This is a genomic window from Streptococcus mitis (assembly GCF_946190155.1).
In the GTDB taxonomy this organism is placed as follows: Bacteria; Bacillota; Bacilli; order Lactobacillales; family Streptococcaceae; genus Streptococcus; species Streptococcus mitis_CL.
The window spans coordinates 85,536-110,357 of sequence record NZ_CAMHZL010000003.1; the positions used below are offsets into that span (position 1 = coordinate 85,536).

Below are 24,822 nucleotides of genomic sequence, written 5' to 3' on the forward strand. Positions count from 1 at the left end.
TCTATTCTAAGTGAACTGCTTATTCTTATTCAGCAGTTTCTTCTGTTGCTTCCGCTTTTGTTGCTTTCTCAGCTTCTTCAGCTTCAAAGGCTGCTTTAGCCTCTTGTGCTGCTTTTTCGCGGGCTTTTTCAAGGTCATCTACGTGGATGACATCTTCGTCCATTCCTTCATCCAAGTCACGAAGTTCCACTTCTTGATCATCTTCGTCAAGGACTCGCATGTCAAGACCAAGAGATTGCAATTCTTTGACAAGAACTCGGAAGGATTCTGGAACACCTGGTTTTGGAATTGGTTTTCCTTTTGTAATAGCTTCATAAGCTTTCAAACGTCCGTTGATATCGTCAGACTTGTAAGTCAAGATTTCTTGAAGGACATTTGACGCACCGTAAGCTTCAAGAGCCCAAACCTCCATCTCACCGAAACGCTGTCCACCAAACTGAGCTTTACCTCCGAGTGGTTGTTGGGTAACGGTTGAGTAAGGTCCGACTGAACGCGCGTGCAATTTATCGTCAACCATGTGGTGGAGTTTGATCATGTACATGACTCCAACAGAAACACGGTTATCAAATGGTTCACCCGTACGTCCATCGTAAAGGATTGTTTTGGCATCGCTATCCATACCAGCTTCTTTAACAGTTGACCAGAGGTCTTCAGAACTTGCTCCGTCAAAGACTGGTGTTGCGATGTGAATACCAAGAGTACGAGCCGCCATACCAAGGTGGAGCTCCATAACCTGACCGATATTCATACGTGATGGCACCCCAAGTGGGTTCAACATGATATCGACTGGAGTTCCATCTGGAAGGTAAGGCATGTCTTCTACAGGAACGATACGAGAGACAACCCCTTTATTTCCGTGACGTCCGGCCATCTTATCTCCGACCTTGATCTTACGTTTTTGAGCGATGTAGACGCGAACCAGCATGTTGACACCTGATTGCAACTCATCTCCATTTGCACGTGTAAAGATCTTAACATCACGAACGACACCATCGGCACCGTGTGGTACACGAAGAGAAGTATCACGAACTTCACGTGACTTGTCTCCAAAGATAGCGTGCAAGAGACGTTCTTCAGCTGAAAGGTCTTTCTCCCCCTTAGGTGTTACTTTACCTACAAGGATATCACCTTCTTTAACCTCAGCACCGATACGGATAATACCCATTTCGTCAAGGTCTTTAAGGGCATCTTCACCAACGTTTGGAATTTCACGAGTAATTTCTTCAGGCCCAAGCTTTGTATCGCGCGTTTCTGATTCGTATTCTTCAAGGTGGACAGATGTGTAGACATCATCTTTCACCAAGCGTTCGCTCATGATAACAGCATCCTCGAAGTTGTAACCTTCCCAAGTCATGTAGGCAACGATTGGGTTTTGTCCAAGCGCCATTTCTCCATTTTCCATAGAAGGTCCGTCAGCGATGAAATCGCCTTTTTCAACGGCATCACCAACTTTTACGAGAGTGCGTTGGTTGTAAGCAGTACCTGAGTTTGAACGACGGAATTTTTGGATGTGGTAAACATCCAATGAACCATCTTCACGACGAACTTCTACCTTGTCAGCATCTGCATAGGTAACTTTACCGTCATACTGAGCAATCACAGCAGCTCCTGAATCGTGGGCTGCCTGATATTCCATACCAGTACCAACGTAAGGTGCTTTAGGATTAATCAATGGCACAGCCTGACGTTGCATGTTGGCTCCCATGAGGGCACGGTTGGAGTCATCGTTTTCCAAGAAAGGAATACATGCTGTCGCAACGGCAACTACCTGTTTTGGTGATACGTCCATATAGTCAACAACATTAGCTGGATACTCTTGGTTGACCCCTTGGTGACGTCCCATGACAACTTTTTCAGCAAAAGTTCCATCTTCATTGAGGCGAGAGTTAGCCTGCGCTACAGTAAATTCATCTTCTTCATCGGCTGTCAACCAAACGATTTCGTTCGTAACAACACCTGTTTCACGGTCAACTTTACGGTATGGTGTTTGAACAAAACCATATTTGTTCAAGTGTCCGTAAGATGACAAGTTATTGATCAAACCGATGTTAGGTCCTTCAGGTGTCTCAATTGGACACATACGACCGTAGTGAGTGTAGTGCACGTCACGGACTTCATATCCAGCGCGGTCACGTGTCAAACCACCAGGTCCTAAGGCTGATAAACGGCGTTTGTGGGACAACTCAGAAAGTGGGTTGTGTTGGTCCATGAACTGTGACAACTGTGATGAACCAAAGAATTCTTTAACCGCAGCTGTTACAGGACGGATATTAATAATTTGTTGTGGTGTCAAGACTTCGTTATCTTGAACAGACATACGTTCACGGACATTACGTTCCATACGAGAAAGTCCAAGACGTACTTGGTTGGCAAGCAATTCACCAACCGCACGGATACGACGGTTTCCAAGGTGGTCGATATCATCTACACGGCCAAGTCCTTCAGCTAAGTTGAGGAAGTAGCTCATCTCAGCAAGGATATCTGCAGGAGTGACGATACGAACCTTGTCATCTGGATTAGCATTACCAATAATAGTTACAACACGGTCTGGATCAGTTGGAGCAACAACCTTGAATTTTTGAAGAACAACTGGCTCAGTCACAACGGCTGCATCATTTGGAATGTAGACAATCTTGTTCAAGTCGCCATCCAAATGGCTTTCAATACTTTCAATCACGCTACGAGTCATGACTGTTCCAGCTTCTACCAAGATTTCGCCTGTTTCAGGGTCTACCAATGGCTCAGCAATAGTTTGGTTAAGCAAACGTGTTTTAACATTGAGTTTTTTATTGATTTTGTAACGACCGACAGCTGCCAAGTCATAACGACGTGGGTCAAAGAAACGAGCTACAAGCAAGCTACGTGAGCTTTCAGCAGTCTTAGGCTCACCTGGACGAAGGCGTTCGTAAATTTCTTTCAAGGCTTCGTCTGTACGAGAGTCCATTGGATTCTTGTGGATATCTTTTTCAACAGTATTACGAACCAATTCGCTATCACCAAAGATATCAAAGATTTCATCATCACCTGAGAAACCAAGAGCACGAACCAAGGTCGTAAATGGAATCTTACGAGTACGGTCGATACGAGTGTAGGCGATATCTTTTGAGTCACTTTCAAGTTCCAACCAAGCTCCACGGTTAGGGATAACAGTTGAACCGTAGCCCACTTTACCGTTTTTATCAACTTTATCGTTAAAGTAAACACCTGGTGAGCGGACCAACTGAGATACGATGATACGTTCACCACCATTGATGATGAAAGTACCCATTTCAGTCATGATTGGGAAATCACCAAAGAAAACTTCTTGGGTTTTGATTTCGCCTGTTTCTTTATTGATCAAGCGGAAGGTTACAAAAATTGGTGCTGAGTAGCTAGCATCGTGAATACGAGCTTCTTCTAGCGTATATTTTGGTTCCTTGATTTCATATCCAACAAATTCCAACTCCATTGTGTCTGTGAAGTTTGAAATTGGCAATACATCTTCAAACACTTCCTTAAGACCATGGTCTAGGAAATCTTTGAATGAGTCAGTTTGAATTTCAATCAAATTTGGTAAGTCAAGAACTTCTTTGATTCTTGAAAAACTACGACGGGTACGATGTTTCCCGTATTGAACGTCATGTCCTGCCAAGATGATTCTCCTTTGTAAATAAGTTCCAAGCCTTGTCAATCAGGCTTTTCTAATCGTCATATGGTTTTTAAAACCCCTATCACCGTGTCCTTTTGATGAATTTTCAGAATCTTTAAGTCTTTGTTACAAACACGCGAAATCCTGAAAAAAAGCACAAAAAGAGCAGCTAAATCTGACTTCTTCAGAAGATTTAACTGCTGTGAGCCTTGTCTGGACAATATTTCAGACAAAACCTACGACAAATGATTATTCATATTATACCCTATTTAGCTAGATTTTTCAAGGGGATTAACGATTTTTTGACAAAATCTTTTCCTATAAGAAATACTGGCTTAATCGTAACAAAATTTGTTGCGATTTTTTCTTTTATTTTAATTTTAGGAAAACGCTTGCATCTTATTTTACTAAGTGCTATACTGATAGAGAAATTCATTGATTGGAGAATCATTATGAGAAAAATACCATCTCACACTGAGAAAAAAATGGTTTACAGTATCCGTTCCCTCAAAAATGGAACTGGTTCTGTCCTTATTGGAGCAAGCCTTATTCTGCTTGCCATGGCTACACCAACTATCTCAGCAAACGAAAATACACCAACCACTAACGAACCCAGCAACAGAAATACGACCTCCCTTACTCAACCTCTTACTGATGCAACAAACATCGCTGGCAAGAACGAAAGCGATTTTTCTTCACCCGATAGTGCAAACGCTTCCCTAAAGAAAACAGAAGAAAAACCTGCAACAGAGCCAACTACTCCTGCTGCAACTCCCGCCGATTCAGCCCCACAAACCGGACAAGATCGTTCAAGTGAACCAACTACTTCTACGAGTCCAGTAACGACTGAAACTAAGGCAGAAGAACCAATAGAAGACAACTACTTCCGTATCCATGTCAAAAAGCTTCCTGAAGAAAACAAGGATGCTCAAGGACTATGGACTTGGGACGATGTTGAAAAACCATCTGAAAACTGGCCTAACGGAGCCTTGTCCTTTAAGGATGCCAAAAAAGACGACTATGGCTACTACCTAGATGTCAAATTAAAGGGAGAACAAGCCAAGAAAATTAGCTTCCTCATCAATAATACAGCTGGGAAAAATCTAACCGGCGATAAATCGATAGAAAAACTGGCACCAAATATGAATGAGGCTTGGTTGGACCAAGAACACAAGGTTTTCTCTTACGAGCCACAACCTGCAGGAACTATTCGCGTCAACTACTACCGTACAGATGGCAACTATGACAAGAAATCTCTCTGGTACTGGGGAGATGTGAAAAATCCAAGTAGTGGTGAATGGCCTAACGGAACAGATTTTACGGCTACAGGCAAATATGGTCGCTATATCGATATTCCACTCAAAGATGCAGCTAAAGACCTTGGATTTTTATTACTAGACAGAAACAAACAAGGAGACGATGTGAAAATCCGTAAAGAAGATTATAAGTTCACAGATTTAAAAAATCATAGCCAAATTTTCCTAAAAGACGATGATGAATCGATTTACACAAATCCATACTATGTCCATGATATCCGTATGACAGGAGCCCAACACGTAGGCACTTCTAGCATTGAGAGTAGTTTTTCAACACTTGTCGGTGCTAAAAAAGAGGATATCCTCAAACACTCCAACATCACTAATCACCTAGGAAATAAAGTAGCTATCACCGATGTTGCAATCGATGAAGCTGGTAAGAAAGTGACCTACAGTGGAGATTTCTCGGACACAAAACATCCTTATACCGTGAGCTACAACGCTGACCAATTCACTACCAAAACAAGCTGGCGTCTGAAAGATGAGACTTACAGTTATGATGGCAAACTTGGAGCTGACCTAAAAGAAGAAGGAAAACAAGTTGATTTAACCCTTTGGTCACCAAGTGCTGACAAGGTTTCTGTCGTTGTCTACGACAAGAATAACCCTGAAAAAGTGGTTGGAACTGTCGCTCTTGAAAAAGGGGAAAGAGGAACTTGGAAACAAACTCTAGATAGCACAAACAAACTCGGAATCACAGATTTCACTGGATACTATTATCAATACCAAATCGAACGTCAAGGTAAAACTGTTCTTGCACTCGATCCTTACGCTAAGTCCCTCGCTGCTTGGAATAGTGACGATGCTAAGATTGACGATGCCCATAAAGTGGCTAAAGCCGCCTTTGTAGATCCAGCCAAACTCGGACCTCAAGACTTGACTTATGGTAAGATTCACAATTTCAAGACTCGTGAAGATGCCGTTATCTACGAAGCTCATGTGCGTGACTTTACTTCAGATCCTGCCATTGCAAAAGACTTAACCAAACCATTTGGTACCTTTGAAGCATTTATTGAAAAACTAGACTATCTCAAAGACTTGGGTGTAACCCACATCCAGCTCCTTCCAGTCTTGTCTTACTACTTTGTCAATGAATTGAAAAACCATGAACGCTTGTCTGACTACGCTTCAAGCAACAGCAACTATAACTGGGGATATGATCCTCAAAACTACTTCTCCTTGACTGGTATGTATTCAAGCGATCCTAAAAATCCAGAAAAACGAATCGCAGAATTTAAAAACCTCATCAACGAGATCCACAAACGTGGTATGGGAGCTATCCTAGATGTAGTGTATAACCATACAGCCAAGGTCGATATCTTTGAAGATTTAGAGCCAAACTACTACCACTTTATGGATGCTGATGGGACACCTCGCACTAGCTTTGGTGGTGGACGCTTGGGGACAACCCACCATATGACCAAACGACTCCTAGTTGACTCTATCAAATATCTAGTTGATACCTACAAAGTGGATGGATTCCGCTTCGATATGATGGGAGACCATGATGCAGCTTCTATCGAAGAAGCGTACAAGGCTGCACGCGCCCTCAATCCAAACCTCATCATGCTTGGTGAAGGTTGGAGAACCTATGCTGGTGATGAAAATATGCCTACTAAAGCTGCTGACCAAGATTGGATGAAACATACTGATACTGTCGCTGTCTTTTCAGATGACATCCGTAACAACCTCAAGTCTGGTTATCCAAACGAAGGTCAACCTGCCTTTATCACAGGTGGCAAGCGTGATATCAACACCATCTTTAAAAATCTCATTGCTCAACCAACCAACTTTGAAGCAGATAGTCCCGGAGATGTTATCCAGTACATCGCAGCCCATGATAACTTGACCCTCTTTGACATCATCGCCCAATCTATCAAAAAAGACCCAAGCAAGGCTGAGAACTATGCTGAAATCCATCGTCGTTTGCGACTTGGAAATCTCATGGTCTTGACAGCTCAAGGAACTCCATTTATCCACTCTGGTCAGGAATACGGACGTACTAAACAATTCCGTGACCCAGCCTACAAGACTCCAGTAGCAGAGGACAAACAACCAAACAAATCTCACTTATTGCGTGATAAGGACGGTAACCCATTTGACTATCCTTACTTCATCCATGACTCTTACGATTCGAGCGATGCTATTAACAAGTTTGACTGGACTAAGGCTACAGATGGAAAAGTATATCCTGAAAATGTCAAGAGTCGTGACTATATGAAAGGTTTGATTGCCCTTCGTCAATCTACAGATGCCTTCCGACTTAAGAGTCTTCAAGATATCAAAGACCGTATCCGCCTCATCACTGTCCCAGGTCAAAATGGTGTGGAGAAAGAGGATGTAGTGATCGGTTACCAAATCACTGCTCCAAACGGTGATATCTACGCAGTCTTTGTCAATGCGGACGAAAAAGCTCGCGAATTTAATTTGAGAACTGCCTTCGACCACCTCAGAAATGCTGAAGTTTTGGCAGATGAAAACCAAGCAGGACCAGTAGGAATTGCCAACCCGAAAGGAATTGAATGGACCGAAAAAGGCTTGAAATTAAATGCCCTTACAGCTACTGTTCTTCGAATCGCTCAAGGCGGTGCTATCGTTGCCCCAGCTGTGGAAGAAAAACCAGAATTTGATCTTTCTAGCTTAAAACAAGAACACGGTCAAAATAACAGCCAAGACAATATGTCAAACCGAGTAGTCAAACCGGAACAGCAAACTCCAGCTCCACAAACTAAACCTGATTCTGCAAAACCAGATGCAAAAGTATCTGATGCAGAAAATAAACCTAACCAAGCTACAGCTGATTCACAAGCTGAACTACCAAATACAGGAACCAAAAATGATCACAAACTCCTGCTTGCAGGAATTAGTCTCCTTGCTCTTCTAGGTCTCGGGTTCTTGCTAAAAAACAAAAAAGAGAACTAAACTAGCCCTCCTATAGAACTATCCCCCAAGCCATAACGCTCGGGGGATTGATTTTTATACAATATTTGTCGTCATAATAAACTTGATTAGGATTTTTTATTAAGCCTCTTTCATGGCAAAATAAGCCCGTACTTTTGGAGCCACTTGCGTTCCGAAAAGTTCAATAGCTCTCAGGACTTGTTCATGAGGCATAGAACCAAGCGGTAGATGGAGCATGAAGCGGTCCAATCCTAAATCCTCAATCATGCGAATCAATTTTTCTGCCACTTGATCTGGATTGCCCACAAACATGGCACCATTTGATCCAACTTGCTCCAAATATTGCTCATAACGCAATTCCTGCCAGTGCGGACGGTCTTTGGAAATAGCATCCACCACTTGCTTGGTCGGATGGAAATAATCTTTTACAGCCTGCTCGCCATCTTCAGCAATCCAACCCCAAGAATGAGCCCCAACCTTTAGTTCATGACTAGCATGGCCCGCTTCGCTCCCAATCTCACGATAAGCCTGAATCAACTTTTTAAAATAACGAGGGTTCCCACCAATAATGGCATAGACAATCGGTAAGCCTGCCTGAGCAATCTTCACTGTTGATTCGACATGACCACCTGTCGCTATCCACAAGGGTAATTTGTCCTGAACTGGACGAGGATAAACTTCTTTACCAGCAATCGTTTGGGTCAATCGACCTTTCCAGTCTAGCTTTGTCTTTTCATTGACTAACTGAAGCAAGTCTAATTTCTCATCAAAGAGGGCTTCGTAGTCTTTCAAATCATAGCCAAACAAGGAGAAAGATTCCGTGAAAGAACCCCTTCCGGCCATAATCTCCGCACGTCCATTTGACAAAGCATCGATAGTGGCATACTGTTGGAACAAGCGAATCGAATCCATGCTCGAGAGAATGCTGACTGCACTGGTCAAACGGATTTTCTTGGTATTGACTGCCCCAGCTGCCAGGACAATCTCTGGAGCTGATACTGCAAAATCCTCTCGATGGTGCTCGCCAATCCCATACACATCCAAACCAACCTTGTCAGCCAGTTCAATCTCTGCCACCAACTGACGAATGCGTTCAGCATGACTGTAAGTCTGCCCAGTTCCTTCAAGCTCCGTTGTTTCCCCAAATGTCGAAATTCCCAATTCTACCATAGTAATTCTCCCTGTCTATTTCTGTTCTTCAATTTGAAAAATTATTCTAACACGAATATTGAGTACAAACAACCAATTTGCTCACAAGAAAAAGCCTAGATAACTAGACTTTTTTAACTTATTCTACCGTTACTGATTTAGCAAGGTTACGTGGTTTATCCACATCAAGACCACGGTGTAGGGTTGCAAAGTAAGCGACCAATTGTGTTGGTACGACCATTGAAATTGGTGAGAGGTAAGGGTGGACGGTCGTAAGAACGATGTCGTCTGTATCTTTGGCAACATTTTCTTCTGCGATAGTGAGGACTTTGGCACCACGGGCTGCGACCTCTTGGATATTTCCACGAGTATGGTTGGCAAGGACTGGATCTGACAAAAGGGCCAAGACAGGTGTTCCTTCTTCAATTAAGGCAATGGTTCCGTGCTTGAGTTCTCCTGCCGCAAAGCCTTCACACTGGATGTAAGAAATCTCTTTGAGTTTGAGACTTGCTTCCATGGCTACATAGTAATCTTGACCACGTCCGATATAAAAGGCGTTGCGAGTTGTTTCAAGAAGATCACGAACCTTGGCTTCGATGGTTTCTTTCTCTGAAAGAGTTGATTCGATAGACTGAGCTACAATTGACAACTCATGCACCAAATCAAAGGCTTGCGCTTTGGCATTGCCATTTGCTTCTCCGACTGCTTTTGCAAGGAAGGCAAGGGCTGCGATTTGTGCTGTATAGGCTTTAGTTGATGCCACGGCAATTTCAGGACCTGCGTGAAGGAGCATGGTATGGTTGGCTTCACGTGAAAGGGTTGAACCAGGAACGTTGGTCACTGTCAAGCTTGGGATTCCCATTTCATTAGCCTTAACCAAAACCTGACGGCTATCCGCTGTTTCACCAGACTGGCTGATAAAGATGAAGAGTGGTTTCTTGCTGAGGAGTGGCATACCGTAGCCCCACTCAGATGAAATTCCAAGCTCAACTGGTGTATCCGTCAATTCTTCCAACATCTTCTTAGAAGCAAATCCTGCGTGGTAAGATGTTCCAGCTGCAAGAATGTAGATGCGGTCTGCGTCTTGAACGGCCTTGATAATAGCTGGGTCTACAACAACTTGACCAGCCTCATCTGTGTAGGCTTGGATGAGTTTACGCATCACCGTTGGTTGCTCGTCAATTTCCTTTAGCATGTAGTAAGGGTAAGTTCCCTTACCGATATCTGACAAGTCAAGCTCAGCAGTATAGCTAGCACGCTCACGACCATTACCATCATAGTCTTGAACCTCTACACTATCAGCCTTGACGATGACCAACTCTTGGTCATGGATTTCCATGTACTGGTTGGTCTCACGAATCATAGCCATGGCGTCTGAGCAGACCATGTTATAGCCTTCCCCAAGACCAATCAAAAGTGGTGATTTATTCTTAGCCACGTAGATGACTTCAGGATCTTGTGAGTCAACCAAGGCAAAGGCATAAGAACCACGGATGATGTGAAGAGCTTTTTTGAAGGCTTCAAGCACTGACAAGCCATCTTCTTCCGCAAATTTTCCAATCAAGTGAACGGCGATTTCAGTATCTGTTTGCCCCTTGAAATGGTGACTTACAAGGTATTCTTCCTTGATTTCGAGGTAGTTTTCAATGACCCCATTGTGAACCAAGACAAAACGTTCTGTCTCAGAACGGTGTGGGTGAGCATTGTCTTCAGTTGGTTTTCCATGAGTAGCCCAACGAGTATGTCCGATACCAGTTATTCCCTCAACACCAGCTGTCTTAGCAGACAATTCTGCAATACGACCGACAGCCTTGACTAGGTGATTTTCAGCACCACCTAGGACAAAAATTCCCGCAGAATCATAGCCACGGTATTCGAGCTTTTCAAGCCCTTGAATCAAAATATCAGTTGCATTTGTGTTTCCAACAACACCAACAATTCCACACATAGTATATACGACACAGACCAGCTGTGCTTTCTCCTTAAAATTGGTATAGTCTAATTCCTCTTTTATAGAATCAGCAAAAACAGTATATACTTGTTTCTTTCACTTGTCAAGAGTAAAAATTGGTATAGTTCATATCAACTTCCTGAAATTAAAAAAACTCTGACCAATTAGAATAATCAGTCAAAGTCCTTTTTAAAATCCATTATTATCGCTTAATTCCTTGAACCAGTGCCCTGACTTTTTCAGACGACGTTCTTGCGTTTCCAAGTCTAGTTCGACCAAACCGTAGCGATTTTTATAACTATTGAGCCATGACCAGCAATCGATAAAGGTCCAAATCAAGTAGCCCTTACAATTGGCTCCGTCTTCAATGGCACGGTGAAGTTCACGAAGATGACCTTTTACAAAGTCAATACGATAATCATCTTGAATCATTCCATTCTCACGGAATTTTTCTTCTCCTTCAACACCCATACCATTCTCTGTCAACATCCACTCGATATTACCATAATTTTCCTTGATATTTTGGGCAATGTCATAAATCCCTTGCTCATAAATCTCCCAGCCACGATGAGGATTGATTTTACGTCCAGGCATCACATAAGGCTCGTAAAAATGTTCTGGTAAGAGTGGACTCTCTGGATGCTTAGCAAATCGAGGCGCCATAACACGCAAAGGTTGATAGTAGTTGACACCAAGGAAGTCCACAGTATTGTCACGAATGAGCTTCAACTCCTCCTCTGTAGCATCAGGCAAGAGACCATATTCATGTAAGATTTCTACCAACTCCTGTGGATAAGTCCCCAAAACGGACGGATCTAAGAAAGATTGAGCTTGAAAAAGGTCCGCAATGCGAGCTGCCTTGACATCAGCAGGATGCTGGCTACGTGGATAAGCCGGTGTCAAGTTTAAGACAATCCCAATCTTGGAATCTGGCAAAAGTTCATGACAAGCCTTAACCGCCCGACTACTGGCCAATTGTGTATGATAAGCTACTTTAACGGCTGCCTCTGCATCCACCTTATGTGGATAATGGGCATCGTAAAAATATCCAAATTCTACTGGAACGATTGGCTCGTTAAAGGTAATCCATTGATCCACTAAATCTCCATAAGTCTCAAAACAAAAACGAGCATAGTCTTCATAGGCTGAGACAGTCGCCTTATTTTCCCAACCATCACCATCCTCTTGAAGGGCAAAAGGTAAATCAAAATGATAAAGATTGACTAAAAGACGAATCCCTTTAGCCTTAATAGCCTCAAAAACCTTACGGTAAAAATCTACACCTTGAGAATTGACTTTCCCACGCCCTTGTGGAAAAATCCGTGACCACTGAATAGAAGTCCGAAAGGCCGTGTGACCAGTTTCTAACAGTAGCTCAATATCCTTTTCCCAGTTTTCATAAAAGGTTGATGTTTTATCTGGACCAATCCCATTATAGTAACGATTTGGCTCCACTTGGTACCAATAATCCCAGAGATTATCTCCCTTGCCGTCACCAGCTACACATCCTTCTGTCTGTGGTCCAGAAGTAGAGGATCCCCAGACAAAATCCTTTGGAAATCTTAGCATACATTTACCTCTTTATCTAGTCATTTTTCCCATTATACAGAAAAAACAAGGTAAAAACTAGTTACATTTTTTCCTTGTTTTTCTTCTGATTATAGTTTTTATTTCTTGCTGAGGATTTCAAGCGTTTCAAGCAAGTTATCTGCATGAACTTCGATGGTGTCACCAGTCGCTTTGATTTTAACTTCTACGATGCCATCAGCCGCTTTCTTCCCAACAGTGATGCGGATTGGAAGACCAATCAAGTCGCTATCACTAAATTTAACACCGACACGCTCATTGCGGTCATCTGTCAAGACTTCGTAACCAGCACCCATCAAGCTTGCTTCAAGTTTTTCTGTCAAGGCTTGCGCTTCTTCGTCCTTAACATTGACAGTGATCAAGTGAACATCAAATGGCGCCAATTCTTTAGGGAAGTTGATTCCCCAAGCGTAACGGTATTCACCTTTTGGCGTTTTGTTAACAAAGAGGCGAGCGTGTTGCTCCATCACTGCTGAAAGGAGACGACTGACACCGATACCGTAACATCCCATGATAATTGGCACAGCACGGCCATTTTCATCCAAAACATCTGCTCCCATGCTTGCTGAATAGCGAGTACCGAGTTTGAAAATGTGACCAATTTCGATACCACGCGCAAAGTTAAGGACACCTTGTCCGTCTGGAGAAATCTCACCCTCACGAACTTCACGGATATCCACATATTCTGCAGTAAAATCACGACCTGGATTCACACCGGTCAAGTGATAGCCATCTTCGTTAGCTCCCACAACTGCATTGCGAACATCTTGCACTTTACGATCTGCAATGATTTTAACATTCTCTGGCAAACCAACTGGGCCAAGTGAACCAAATCCTGCTTGAACAAGATTCGCCACTTCTTCTTCGCTAGCAACGTCAAAGAAATCTGCTCCCAAGTGGTTTTTCAACTTAACTTCATTAAGCTGATCATTTCCAACTAGAAGGGCGGCAACAAGCTCACCGTCTGCCATGTAGAAGAGGGTTTTAATCGTTTGTTCTTCTGGAACGTTGAGGAAGGCGGCAACTTCATCGATTGTTTTAACATCTGGTGTTGCAACACGAGTCACTTCTTCTTCAGCAACGACACGGTTGCTTGGTTTGTACTCGTTTGTTGCCATTTCCAAGTTAGCAGCATAGCTAGACTCACTTGAGTAAGCAATGGTATCTTCACCAGAAACCATCCATTTAAGCAATTCTGCCTTGATTTCTTCTTGCACTTCTGCAGGAATTTCATCAAATGAGGTAACTGACTTGTCCAAAACAACCCATCGGTCAAGGTCTGTACGAGCAGGTGTAATAGCCATAAATTCTTGGCTGTCCTTACCACCCATGGCTCCACCGTCACCGATGATAGCCTTGAAATCTAAACCACTACGAGTGAAAATACGCTCATAAGCAGCCTTGTACTCATCGTAAACACTGTCCAAGCTATCATAGTTAGCGTGGAAACTGTAAGCATCTTTCATGATAAACTCACGTGTACGGAGTAGTCCATTACGTGGGCGTTTTTCATCACGATACTTAGGCTGGATTTGATAAAGGTTAAGCGGCAATTGCTTGTAAGACTTAACAGAATCACGGACAATAGCTGTAAAGGTTTCTTCGTGAGTTGGACCTAGGATAAAGTCTGATTTTTCACGGTTTTTTAGTTTGTAAAGGTCTTCACCATAAGTTTCATAACGACCTGATTCGCGCCACAATTCTGCACTAAGAAGGGCAGGAGCCAACATCTCAACGGCACCAATCTTGTCGAATTCTTGGCGCATGATGTTTTTAGCTTTTTCAATCACACGGTTAGCAAGTGGTAGGTAAGAATAAACGCCTGCTGAAACTTGGCGAACATAACCAGCTCGCAACATAAGAGCGTGGCTGATAACTTGAGCATCGCTTGGCATTTCGCGAAGCGTTGGGATAGGCATTTTACTTTGTTTCATAATATTCCTCGATTATCTAAAAAAGAGTCGCATGATGTCATTCCAGGTCACAGCAATCATCAAGACAACCATGATGACCACTCCGGCCAAGGTGACATAGGTTTCAATTTCTTGTTTCAATGGTTTGCGGCGGATGGCTTCTAGGATATTGAGCACAATCTTACCACCATCCAGGGCTGGAATCGGAATAAGATTAAAAATCCCAATATTGATGGAAATTATTGCCAAGAAGTACAAGACATTCTCAATTCCATTTTTAGCAGCATCACTACTTGCCTTAAAGATGGCAACAGGTCCACCTAGCTTGTTCAAATCCGGTTGGAAAATCAGATTTTTCAGTTCTGAGAGAATTCGGAGGGCTGAGTCAGCAGCAGTTGTAAAACCACCTACAAACATGGATAGAAAATCTGACTTAATCCCCGGTTGAACACCTAGAAGGTAATGGCCTTGACTTTCTTCGGGTGTAACTGTAACTTGTTTGTCACTACCCTTTTCAGAAATAGTCACATCCAAGGTCGGGGCTGTCTTATCTTTGGTTTCTGATTCCACAGCCTGAATCAAACTTTCCCAGTTGCTAACCTCATGTGAGCCAATTTTGGTAATTTGTGCCGTTTCTGGTACTCCCACCTTAGCCAAGGCCCCTTGGGGCATAATATGGAACTGGTTGGTATCGACATCTCTGACACCACCCTGCATGAAGATTAAAATCCAGAAAACAACAACCCCTAAGATAAAGTTGTTCATAGGGCCTGCAAAATTAGTAATGAGTTTCCCCCAGATAGTCGCATTTTGATATTGAACATCTAAAGGAGCAATCCGAACCTCAGTTCCATCTGCTTCCACAACCGTTGCATCGTGATCCACTGCAAATGTTTTTTCTTCCTCCAGAACCAAGCCCCTGATAAAGAGCTTGTCTTCAAAATCAAACTGGGTCACCTGCATAGGAAGAGCTGTTTGATCCAATTTTTTACCTGAGAGATTGATGCGTTTAACCTTACCATCATCAGTAAGCGTCAAACTGACAGGAGTTCCTGTCTTGATTTCAGTTGTATCATCACCCCAACCGGCCATGCGAACGTAGCCTCCCAGAGGCAAGATTCGAATGGTATAGGCCGTTCCATCCTTGCCAATATGAGCAAAGATCTTGGGTCCCATACCGATGGCAAATTCACGCACTAGAATCCCTGATTTCTTGGCAAAGTAGAAATGTCCGAACTCGTGCACCACTACAATAATCCCAAAAACCAGAATAAAGGTTAAAATTCCGAGCATAGTATTTCCTCCGTCTTTTGATTAAAAGAGTCCAAACAAGTGCATAATTGGAAATACAAGCAACATACTATCGAAACGATCCAAAACACCACCATGTCCAGGAATAAATTTCCCAGAATCCTTGACACCAAAGTGACGCTTGATCGAACTTTCTAGTAAATCACCAAATTGTCCAGCAATGCTAAAGAAAATAGCAAAGACTGACATCTTGTAAATTCCATACGGAAGAGCAACTGTACTGTCAAACATCATAAAGATGATGGTTACTAAAATAGCACCTAAAATACCACCCAAGGCACCCTCAAAGGTTTTATTTGGAGAAACTGTCGGAGCTAATTTTCGTTTCCCAAAGTTCATCCCAGCAAGATAGGCACCACTGTCGGTAGCCCAGACAATACACAAGGCCAATAGAGCCTTATCTAAACCTGCAACGCGAGCATCTAGTAAAGCATTAAATCCAAAGCCTACATAGAAACTCATAGCAAGAGGGAAAACAGCATCCTCAATCGTATAAGACTTGCTAAAAACAGTCGTTCCTAACATGATTGAAATCAAAACACTATAAGCAACCACATTCCCATCAACTGGTAGAAAAGTCAGGTAATTCTCCAAGGGAATGGTCAAAGCAAAGGTTGCAAAGAGGGTCAGGAGACCCTCCATAGTCATGGTCTCTAGACCTCTCATCTTCAAAAGTTCATGCATAGCTAGCATGGCTATGATTCCAATTGCTATCTGAAGCAAGAGGCCCCCAATCATTAAAATCGGTAGAAAAATAGCCAGTGCAATCCCTGCAAACAAGGTTCTTTTCTGTAAATCCTGTGTCATATTTCCTCCTAAACTCCTCCAAATCGGCGATGACGACGATTGTAGGCAAGAATAGCTTCCTGCAAAGCTGCCTCGTCAAAATCAGGCCATAAGGTATCCGTAAAATAGAGCTCACTATAGGCTCCCTGCCATGGAAGGAAATTGCTCAAACGCAATTCTCCACTGGTACGGATAATCAAGTCTGGATCTCGTACATCCTTAGGCAAATGCTGGGTGAAGAGATAGTTGCCAATCAATTCCTCTGTGATGTCACCTGGATTGATTTTGGCATCTAAAACATCCTGGGAAATCAACTTAAGCGCCTGTGTAATCTCAGCACGTCCACCATAGTTGAGGGCAAAGTTAAGAATCAATCCTGTGTTGTTCTTAGTCAATTCCTCAGCCTTGGTTAAAGCTTCAAAGGTTTGCTTAGGCAGGCGGTCTGTCTCCCCAATCATTTGAATCTTAACATTATTTGCGTGCAATTCCGGGACATAATTGTCATAAAACTCTACCGGAAGGTTCATGATAAACTTGACTTCCTGATCAGGGCGGGTCCAGTTTTCCGTAGAAAAAGCATAAACTGTAATAACCTTAACTCCCAGTTTGTTGGCTGCCTTGGTCACAGTTTGCAATGCTTCCATGCCCGCCTTGTGTCCGAAGACTCGCGGTTGCATACGTTTTTTAGCCCAACGGCCATTCCCATCCATGATGATACCGATATGAGCAGGAACCTGTGTCGGAACCTCTACTTCTACAGCCTTATCTTTCTTAAAAAATCCAAACATGATCTTATTCCTATTCAAAAATCTATCGTTTCATTATACCATATTTCCCCATTTTCTTCTATCACTAAGCTATTTATTCTCAGGCATAAAGCCCATTTTTCAAAAAAATAAGCCGCCTGATTGGGCGACTTTATTTTTTATAGGGAGATTATTATGAAAAAGTTTTAGGAGTTTAAGTTAAGGTCTTCTTAACTTATGAACTTAGTATACACTTCCTAGCTTAAAGTTTCCTTAAGTATTTTTAAAAATCAAATTTTTCCATTTTTCCTGCCAATTTTTCTTGGATAGACGTGTTCGATAAAGTCCCATTCGGTCTTCATTTTCTAAGAAATGAGGAGTTGGACGAACTTGAAAATTCAAAATATCCTCCAAACCGTATGGAGTAAAGAGCTCCAAAGCGGATTCTTCATTCAAGCGCAGTCCAACTGCCGTACACCGTTCTGGATACTTACTCATGGCATCACAAGAGCTGCTATAGGGAGTAGTATGAGGGCTGTGCTGGTGCATATAGACTTGATTTTTCAATTCCCACTGGTACTGAGGAAAATCCTCTCGCAGTTTTTTCTCTAAGGACAAGGTTTCCTCATAAGAAATATCCGGATCAAAGAAAATCACATCTACATCTGTTTCAAGATCAAATGCTGGTCTCTCTGACAAGAGATTCCAGATAAAATTTCTGACAGAACCTGCTGCCAACCAGGAGTCTTTCAAACCAAGGTTTCGGATGATAGTCAAAATAGCCATCATATCCGGATTTTCTCTGAAAGAGTCTAAAATTTCAGCCTTATTTTTCAATATATTCATACCCTAAATGCTCATATGCCTTAGCAGTCGCCACCCGTCCAGAACGTGTCCGCATGATAAAACCTTTTTGAATCAAGTAGGGCTCATACATGTCTTCAACTGTCTCACGCTCTTCTGCTATGTTAACAGAAAGAGTTCCTAGACCAACAGGACCACCACCGTACATCTCAATCATGGTGCGAAGGATTTTTTGATCCACATAGTCCAAACCTTCATGGTCAACATCCAGCATAGTCAAAGCCTTATCGGTAATAACATCATCGATAACCCCATTCCCCATAATCTGGGCAAAATCGCGCACGCGTTTGAGGAGACGATTGGCAATACGAGGGGTTCCACGACTACGTAGGGCTAATTCAGATGCTGCCTCATGAGTGATTTCCATCTCAAAAATATCTGCCGTCCGCTCAACAATTTCCGTCAAGTCAGCATGGGCATAATACTCCATGTGACCTGTAATTCCAAAACGTGCCCGTAGCGGATTTGAGAGCATACCAGCCCGAGTCGTCGCACCAATCAAAGTGAAAGGTGGCAACTCCAAATGAACACTGCGACTGCCTTCACCAGCCCCAATCATGATATCAATGTAGAAGTCCTCCATGGCACTATAAAGCACCTCTTCCACTGACATTGGCAAACGATGAATCTCATCAATAAAAAGAACATCCCCAGGCTCTAAGTCATTCAAAATCGCTACCAAATCACCGGCTTTTTCAATGACTGGACCCGAAGTCTGCTTGAGATTGACACCTAGTTCGTTGGCAATAACAAAAGCCATGGTCGTTTTTCCCAAGCCTGGAGGGCCAAATAAAAGCACATGATCCAGCGCTTCATCCCGCATTTTGGCAGCTTCTATAAAGATTTGAAGCTGGTCCTTGACCTTATCCTGCCCAATATATTCACGTAAATACTGAGGACGGAGCGTGCGTTCTACTAACTCCTCGTCCCCCATTATCTCATTATCTAAAATTCTACTCATGGCTCTATTATATCAAAAAACCAAGCCACAAACAAAAAAGCCACCTGATTGGGTGACTCCAGAGTTTAGCACCTATGTGGTATAACATTCTACGGCACTGCTACACCGCCTACGAAAGGAGGTGAGATAGCCCATACTCAAAACTATCATCGGACCAATTGTGGTCGGTGTCGTTCTTCGCTTAGTCGATAAATGGCTAAACAAGGATAAATAGTGTCAAAAAAGACCCCTAGCTTATTTGGTCGTGAGCTTGGGGCCTTTTCTAGCCTATGATATAGAACTAGTACTCAATTCCTTTTTATTATCCCATAGTTCACAAAATTTTTCAAAGGTTTATATTCGTGGCTTTTCAAGCTTTAACCGCTGTACAACAATATGATGACTCACTCCTTGAAAACCAAGAGCATTATTACAGTAGTTCTAGTCCTTCAATTAACAGTCACTTAAATTCAAAGTAAGGTTGAAGTAGCTGAAGCGACAACAGACCTATTTATTAGTCATATTCGCTAAAAAAAGTCCCCGCCAATTCCCCGACCAAAATCCGAAAAATATCGGAAAATGATTTTTAGAATAGTCCCCAAAATCCTGAAATAGAGCCAAAAAACTCCACCTGATTGGGTGGAGTTAAGGGAGATTATTATGAAAAAGAAAAGTTTAGGATTTTATTAAATAAAGTTAGGAGGTCTTTATTTAATAACTATATGTTACAAGACAAAGCTTAAAACTAGCTTAACTTTTCTCAAATTTTACTATTCTGCAAAAAATTCTATCACTATCACCTACCCACAAAAAAAGCCACCTGATTGGATGGCTTCATTAGGAGATTATGATGAAAAAAGTTTTAGGATTTCATTAAATAAAGTTAGGAGGTCTTTATTTAATGACTATATAATACTAGACCATCCTTAAATTTTGCTTAATAAAAAACAAATTTTATTATTTTTCTCGATTCATCCAAGTCATTCCTGTACAGTCATAGGTGGATAAAGTTTCAAAACCCATAGAACGATAGAATTCCAAGGTTCTTTCTGTCTGGTCTGTTACCAGCTGGACTTGATAGGCATCTTTGTAATCCTCTAAAGCCTCTTTCATTAGGGCACTACCAATCCCTTGACGCTGATAGATTGGTAAAACGATTAAATCCTGAACCAATACTGATGAGAATCCATCTCCAACCAAACGAATCAAGCCCACCACAGCATCGCCATCAAGTGCCACATAAATCTCTAATGAATGAGATAAGGCCTGCTCCAGCATCTCTGGTTGATGGGTATAATTTGTCCAACCGACAGCCTGATAGAGATGCAAAACATCCTATATCTTGACAATTTCTTGCTTTCTAATAGTAATCATCTCAACACCTCTTAAAGGTCTCTCAAGCTCTTGTACTGTCGTCCATTTTTATCAAAGTTTTCAGGACGTAACCATTTTTCCAAACGATCTTTGACTTTGGGCCAGTCCTTATCAATCATAGACAACCAATCCGTATCTCTTGTACGCCCCTTATATACGACTGCCTGGCGGAAGGTCCCTTCATAGACAAAACCTAAACGTTCCGCTGCTCGTCTGGATGGCAGATTTAAGGCATCGCATTTCCACTCATAGCGACGATAGTTAAGCTCCTCAAAGACATAGCAAGCCAAGAGGTACTGGGCTTCTGTCCCTATCCGTGTCCCCCTGAGTTTTGGAGAAAAAGTGACAGCTCCCACTTCTATTACTCGGTTATTCTTGTCAATACGCATGAGAGAAAAAGTTCCCAAAGCCTTACCAGTTGCCTTGTCTATGATTGCATAGTAAAAACGATCCTTACGAGCCAACATCTTATTTAAGAGAGTAACCAGCTCCTCCATATCTGCCACTGGTTCCTGAAAGAGGTAGGTCCACATCTCCCGAGGCGTATCAGGACCATAAACAGCTAGCAAATCCTCCGCATGCTTCTCCACTGAAAGAGCTTCTATTCGAGCATAACGCCCTTCTAAGAAATCAATAGAAGGCAATTCACCTGGAGTATAACCTTCCATTGACTCCCCAATTATCTGACCATATTCGTTTACTGGCATTTTTCTTCTCCTTGTTTAGCTTTTCAAACTTTATAGTTGCCCATAGTATATCATACTTTCATAAGAAGATTCAAAAAATCCCCCAGATTCTACTCTGAAGGATTCATTTCTTATTTCACAACAATATTAACGAGTTTAGTTGGCTTCAATAGTCCAGTGGACTATTGAAGGTGGCAGATAGGGTTAATAAATTCGTTATTTAACGACGATATTAACGAGTTTATTAGGTACCGCAATCACTTTCACGATTTCCTTACCATCAATTTCTGCCTTAACTTTTTCGTCAGCAAGAGCAATTTCTTGCAATTCTTCCCGTGATAGGTCTTTAGCGACCATGAGTTTGGCACGAACTTTTCCTTTGATTTGGACAACGATTTCGATTTCGTCTTCAACTAATTTGCTTTCGTCCCATGTTGGCCAAGCCACGTAAGAGATTGACTCACCTGTTGCTGCAACAGTTTGCCAGAGTTCTTCTGCCAAGTGAGGTGCAAATGGTGCAATCAATTGGATAAAGCCTTTGGCATAGTCTACATAAAGTTTTTCTTCCTTGTTAGCCGCGTTGACAAAGACCATAAGTTGGGCAATGGCTGTATTGAATTTCAATGATTCAATTTGTTCTGTGACAGCTTTGACCGTTTCGTTGTATACCTTGTCAAGAGCGCCATTGTTTTCCGCAACAATTTCCTTACTTGTAATCAAACGGTAAACACGGTCGAGGAACTTACGGCTTCCTTCCAGACCTTCTTCTGACCAAGCGATCGAAGCATCAAGTGGTCCCATAAACATTTCATAAACACGAAGGGTATCGGCACCGTATTGTTCCACCACATCGTCTGGGTTAACCACGTTCTTGAGGGATTTAGACATCTTGGCTGGCGCTTGCTCCAACTCTTCGCCTGTTTCCACATGGAAGAAGGAACCATCACGTTTTTCAACCTTGTCAGTCGCCACAAGAGCCCCACGATGGTCACGGTAGCTGGTTCCCAAGATCATTCCTTGGTTAAAGAGTTTTTGGAATGGTTCTTTAGTCGGAACAACACCGAGGTCATAGAGGAATTTATGCCAGAAACGAGCATAAAGCAAGTGAAGAACGGCATGCTCTGCACCACCCACGTAGATATCTACTGGCAACCATTGTTTGAGAAGATCCTCATCGGCCAATTTCTCAGTATTGTGCGGGTCAATATAGCGGAGGTAGTACCAGCTTGAACCAGCCCACTGTGGCATAGTATTTGTTTCACGACGACCTTTGACGCCATCTTCACGAGTCACTTCAAGCCAATCTATCAAGTTAGCTAGTGGACTTTCACCAGTACCTGAAGGGCGAATGTCCTTGGTTACTGGCAAGACAAGTGGCAATTCACTTTCAGGGACAGCTGTTGAAGTTCCATCTTCCCAATGAATGATAGGAATTGGCTCACCCCAGTAACGTTGACGGCTAAAGAGCCAGTCGCGGAGACGGTAGGTAACCTTCTCTTGTCCACAGCTTTTTTCTTCCAACCAAGCCACGATCTTAGCAATCGCTTCTTCTTTGTTGAGTCCATCTAGGAAGTCTGAATTGACATGAAGTCCATCTTCTGTGTAGGCAGCTTCTTCAACGTTTCCACCTTCAAGTACTTCGACGATTGGAAGGTCAAATTGTTTGGCAAATTCCCAGTCACGTTGATCGTGGGCAGGCACAGCCATTACTGCACCTGTACCATAGCTAGCAAGGACGTAGTCCGCAATCCAGATTGGAATTTCCTTACCATTGACAGGGTTGATGGCATAAGCACCAGTCCAAACCCCTGTTTTTTCTTTGGCAAGGTCTGTACGAGCCAAGTCAGACTTGAGGCTAGCTTGGTGTTTGTAGTCTGCTACAGCCTCTGCTTGCTCTGGGCTTGTAATAGCGTCAACTAAGTCATGTTCAGGAGCTAAGACAGTGAAAGTCGCACCGAAAAGAGTATCAGGACGAGTGGTGAAGACTGTGAATTCCTTGTCAGTTCCCTTAACCTTGAAGGTTACATTAGCACCAGTTGATTTACCAATCCAGTTGCGTTGCATGTCCTTGATAGACTCTGGCCAATCTAGTTCATCTAAGTCATTGAGCAAGCGCTCTGCGTAGGCCGTGATTTTGAGCATCCATTGACGCATTGGTTTGCGAACAACTGGATAACCTCCACGCTCAGATGTTCCGTCAGGAAGGACCTCTTCGTTGGCGATGGCTGTTCCCAATTCCTCAACCCAGTTTACTGGCACTTCCGCTTCATAGGCCAAGCCTTTTTCGTAAAGCTTGGTGAAAATCCATTGCGTCCACTTGTAGTAGTTTGGATCTGTTGTATTGACTTCACGATCCCAGTCATAAGAAAATCCAAGCGCATTGATTTGGCGTTTGAAGTTGGCAATGTTCTCAGCTGTAAATTCTGCTGGGTCATTACCTGTATCCATAGCGTATTGCTCTGCAGGCAAACCAAAAGCATCCCAACCCATTGGGTGAAGGACATTGTAGCCTTGCGCACGTTTGTAACGGCTGAGGATATCGGTTGCTGTATAACCTTCTGGGTGACCTACGTGCAGACCCGCTCCAGATGGATAAGGGAACATATCGAGAGCATAAAACTTCGGTTTTGATGCATCTGTTCCCGTCTTAAATGTATGATGTTCTGCCCAGTAGCCTTGCCACTTAGGCTCAATTTCTTTATGATTGTAAAAACTCATGGTCTCTCTCCAATTTTGTGATGTTACTATTATACCATTTTTGAGGGAATTTGAAAGACGAGAAATGTTCTTTTGGACTTGTATGCCAAGAAAGACCGAATCGCAAATCCAGCTTATTTAGCAGTATAAAAAATTAGCCCACACTTGGAGCTAACTTCTATGGATTGTTTATCTCTTCCATCTTCTCACGCCCTAATTCTCGGTAACTACGGTCACCGACAACCTCAACGCTAAACTGGCCATTCTCATATTCAAGGATCGTCACGCTACCATTATCTAGACCATGCGGATGCATGCCATTAATCAGATAAACAATGGTTCCAATGGTCATTCCGTGGCTGACAACAAGGACGTTTCCTCCACCTTGTTCTTCCATTTCTTTGGCAATCGCTTCAAAACCTTCTTTGATTCGGCCACTGAGTTTTTCCCAGCCTTCAGCCCAACCAGCTGTATCAACCTCTACCAAGCCCTCAGCCAGTTCAGCATAAGACAATTGGTGAACATGGTCCACATTAAAGATGCGAGGAATAATACCCATGAAAAGATCGCCATCGTAAGCTCCATCAAAACTACCAAAACACCATTCTCTGATACGCTTGTCCATGCGATAAGGGATTGTCCCCTGCAAACCAAGTTCTTCAAGGATAATTCCCATTGTCTGAATGGTGCGCCCTGAATCGCTCGAATAAGCGCGCTCAAACTGCAAACCAGATTCTCGCAAACCGATTCCTAATTCTTGAATCCCTCGTTCACCTTCAGCTGTTAAGGGAGTATCGCTCCAACCTTGCGCTCGACCAATCGTGTTAAACATGGTCTTGCCATGACGTACCAAATACAATCGTACTTTTACCATTTTCCGTCCTCCGTTTGCTTCTATTATATCATGGATGATAAAACAAAAGCCACCCATACAGGCGACTTTTGCAGGAGATTATTATGAAAAAGTTTAGGA

16 protein-coding genes are annotated in these 24,822 nt (G+C 42.7%); 2 read left to right on the top strand and 14 right to left on the bottom strand.

Annotated elements, in window-relative coordinates:
* Positions 1-25 precede the first annotated feature (25 nt).
* Positions 26-3,631, bottom strand: coding sequence for a DNA-directed RNA polymerase subunit beta (gene rpoB, locus N8O80_RS03565; RefSeq protein WP_261026940.1), 3,606 nt, complete (start codon positions 3,629-3,631; stop codon positions 26-28).
* A gap of 449 nt (positions 3,632-4,080) precedes the next feature.
* Here rpoB and N8O80_RS03570 point away from each other — a divergent pair, with 449 nt between their 5' ends.
* Entirely contained in the window at positions 4,081-7,866 is a 3,786-nt protein-coding gene (locus tag N8O80_RS03570; RefSeq protein ID WP_261026941.1) for a pullulanase, read from the top strand.
* A 99-nt stretch (positions 7,867-7,965) separates the two neighbouring features.
* Here N8O80_RS03570 and N8O80_RS03575 read toward each other — a convergent pair whose 3' ends face one another.
* The 9 genes from N8O80_RS03575 to ruvB all read right to left on the bottom strand — a co-directional run bounded on the left by N8O80_RS03575 (position 7,966) and on the right by ruvB (position 19,113).
* Positions 7,966-9,015 carry an LLM class flavin-dependent oxidoreductase gene (locus tag N8O80_RS03575; RefSeq protein ID WP_120769755.1) on the bottom strand — a complete coding sequence of 350 codons (1,050 nt, stop codon included), beginning with the start codon at positions 9,013-9,015 and terminating at the stop codon, positions 7,966-7,968.
* A gap of 118 nt (positions 9,016-9,133) precedes the next feature.
* A complete protein-coding gene (gene glmS, locus N8O80_RS03580) occupies positions 9,134-10,942 on the bottom strand; it encodes a glutamine--fructose-6-phosphate transaminase (isomerizing) (protein ID WP_261026942.1) in 1,809 nt (602 codons plus the stop codon).
* A gap of 192 nt (positions 10,943-11,134) precedes the next feature.
* A complete protein-coding gene (bglA, locus tag N8O80_RS03585; RefSeq protein ID WP_261026943.1) occupies positions 11,135-12,514 on the bottom strand; it encodes a 6-phospho-beta-glucosidase in 1,380 nt (459 codons plus the stop codon).
* 98 nt (positions 12,515-12,612) lie between these two features.
* Positions 12,613-14,466: a proline--tRNA ligase gene (locus tag N8O80_RS03590; protein ID WP_261026944.1), complete on the bottom strand. Its 1,854-nt coding sequence runs from the start codon at positions 14,464-14,466 to the stop codon at positions 12,613-12,615.
* Positions 14,467-14,478: 12 nt separating this feature from the next.
* A complete protein-coding gene (rseP, locus tag N8O80_RS03595) occupies positions 14,479-15,738 on the bottom strand; it encodes an RIP metalloprotease RseP (RefSeq protein ID WP_120769751.1) in 1,260 nt (419 codons plus the stop codon).
* A gap of 21 nt (positions 15,739-15,759) precedes the next feature.
* Positions 15,760-16,563, bottom strand: a complete 804-nt coding sequence (locus tag N8O80_RS03600) for a phosphatidate cytidylyltransferase (RefSeq protein WP_033686268.1) — start codon at positions 16,561-16,563, stop codon at positions 15,760-15,762.
* An 8-nt stretch (positions 16,564-16,571) separates the two neighbouring features.
* Positions 16,572-17,330 (bottom strand): isoprenyl transferase, encoded by a 759-nt coding sequence (locus N8O80_RS03605; protein WP_120769750.1) that lies wholly within the window; start codon positions 17,328-17,330, stop codon positions 16,572-16,574.
* Between the two features lie 231 nt (positions 17,331-17,561).
* A complete protein-coding gene (locus N8O80_RS03610) occupies positions 17,562-18,134 on the bottom strand; it encodes a nucleotidyltransferase family protein (protein ID WP_120769749.1) in 573 nt (190 codons plus the stop codon).
* Positions 18,115-19,113, bottom strand: a complete 999-nt coding sequence (gene ruvB, locus N8O80_RS03615) for a Holliday junction branch migration DNA helicase RuvB (protein ID WP_120769748.1) — start codon at positions 19,111-19,113, stop codon at positions 18,115-18,117. The genes N8O80_RS03610 and ruvB overlap by 20 nt, the downstream gene beginning before the upstream one ends.
* A 133-nt stretch (positions 19,114-19,246) precedes the next feature.
* On the opposite strand from ruvB, the gene N8O80_RS03620 reads away from it, so the two are divergent.
* Positions 19,247-19,327 (top strand): type I toxin-antitoxin system Fst family toxin, encoded by an 81-nt coding sequence (locus tag N8O80_RS03620; RefSeq protein ID WP_084819591.1) that lies wholly within the window; start codon positions 19,247-19,249, stop codon positions 19,325-19,327.
* Between the two features lie 722 nt (positions 19,328-20,049).
* On the opposite strand, the gene N8O80_RS03625 is transcribed toward N8O80_RS03620, so the two are convergent.
* The 4 genes from N8O80_RS03625 to N8O80_RS03640 all read right to left on the bottom strand — a co-directional run bounded on the left by N8O80_RS03625 (position 20,050) and on the right by N8O80_RS03640 (position 24,723).
* A complete protein-coding gene (locus N8O80_RS03625) occupies positions 20,050-20,421 on the bottom strand; it encodes a GNAT family N-acetyltransferase (RefSeq protein WP_245941798.1) in 372 nt (123 codons plus the stop codon).
* Between the two features lie 56 nt (positions 20,422-20,477).
* On the bottom strand, positions 20,478-21,173 hold the full coding sequence (locus tag N8O80_RS03630; RefSeq protein ID WP_261026948.1) for a GNAT family N-acetyltransferase: 696 nt from the start codon (positions 21,171-21,173) through the stop codon (positions 20,478-20,480).
* Between the two features lie 195 nt (positions 21,174-21,368).
* Positions 21,369-23,870, bottom strand: a complete 2,502-nt coding sequence (gene leuS / locus N8O80_RS03635; protein WP_261026949.1) for a leucine--tRNA ligase — start codon at positions 23,868-23,870, stop codon at positions 21,369-21,371.
* A gap of 157 nt (positions 23,871-24,027) precedes the next feature.
* Positions 24,028-24,723, bottom strand: coding sequence for a histidine phosphatase family protein (locus N8O80_RS03640; protein ID WP_261026950.1), 696 nt, complete (start codon positions 24,721-24,723; stop codon positions 24,028-24,030).
* Between the last annotated feature and the right edge of the window lie 99 nt (positions 24,724-24,822).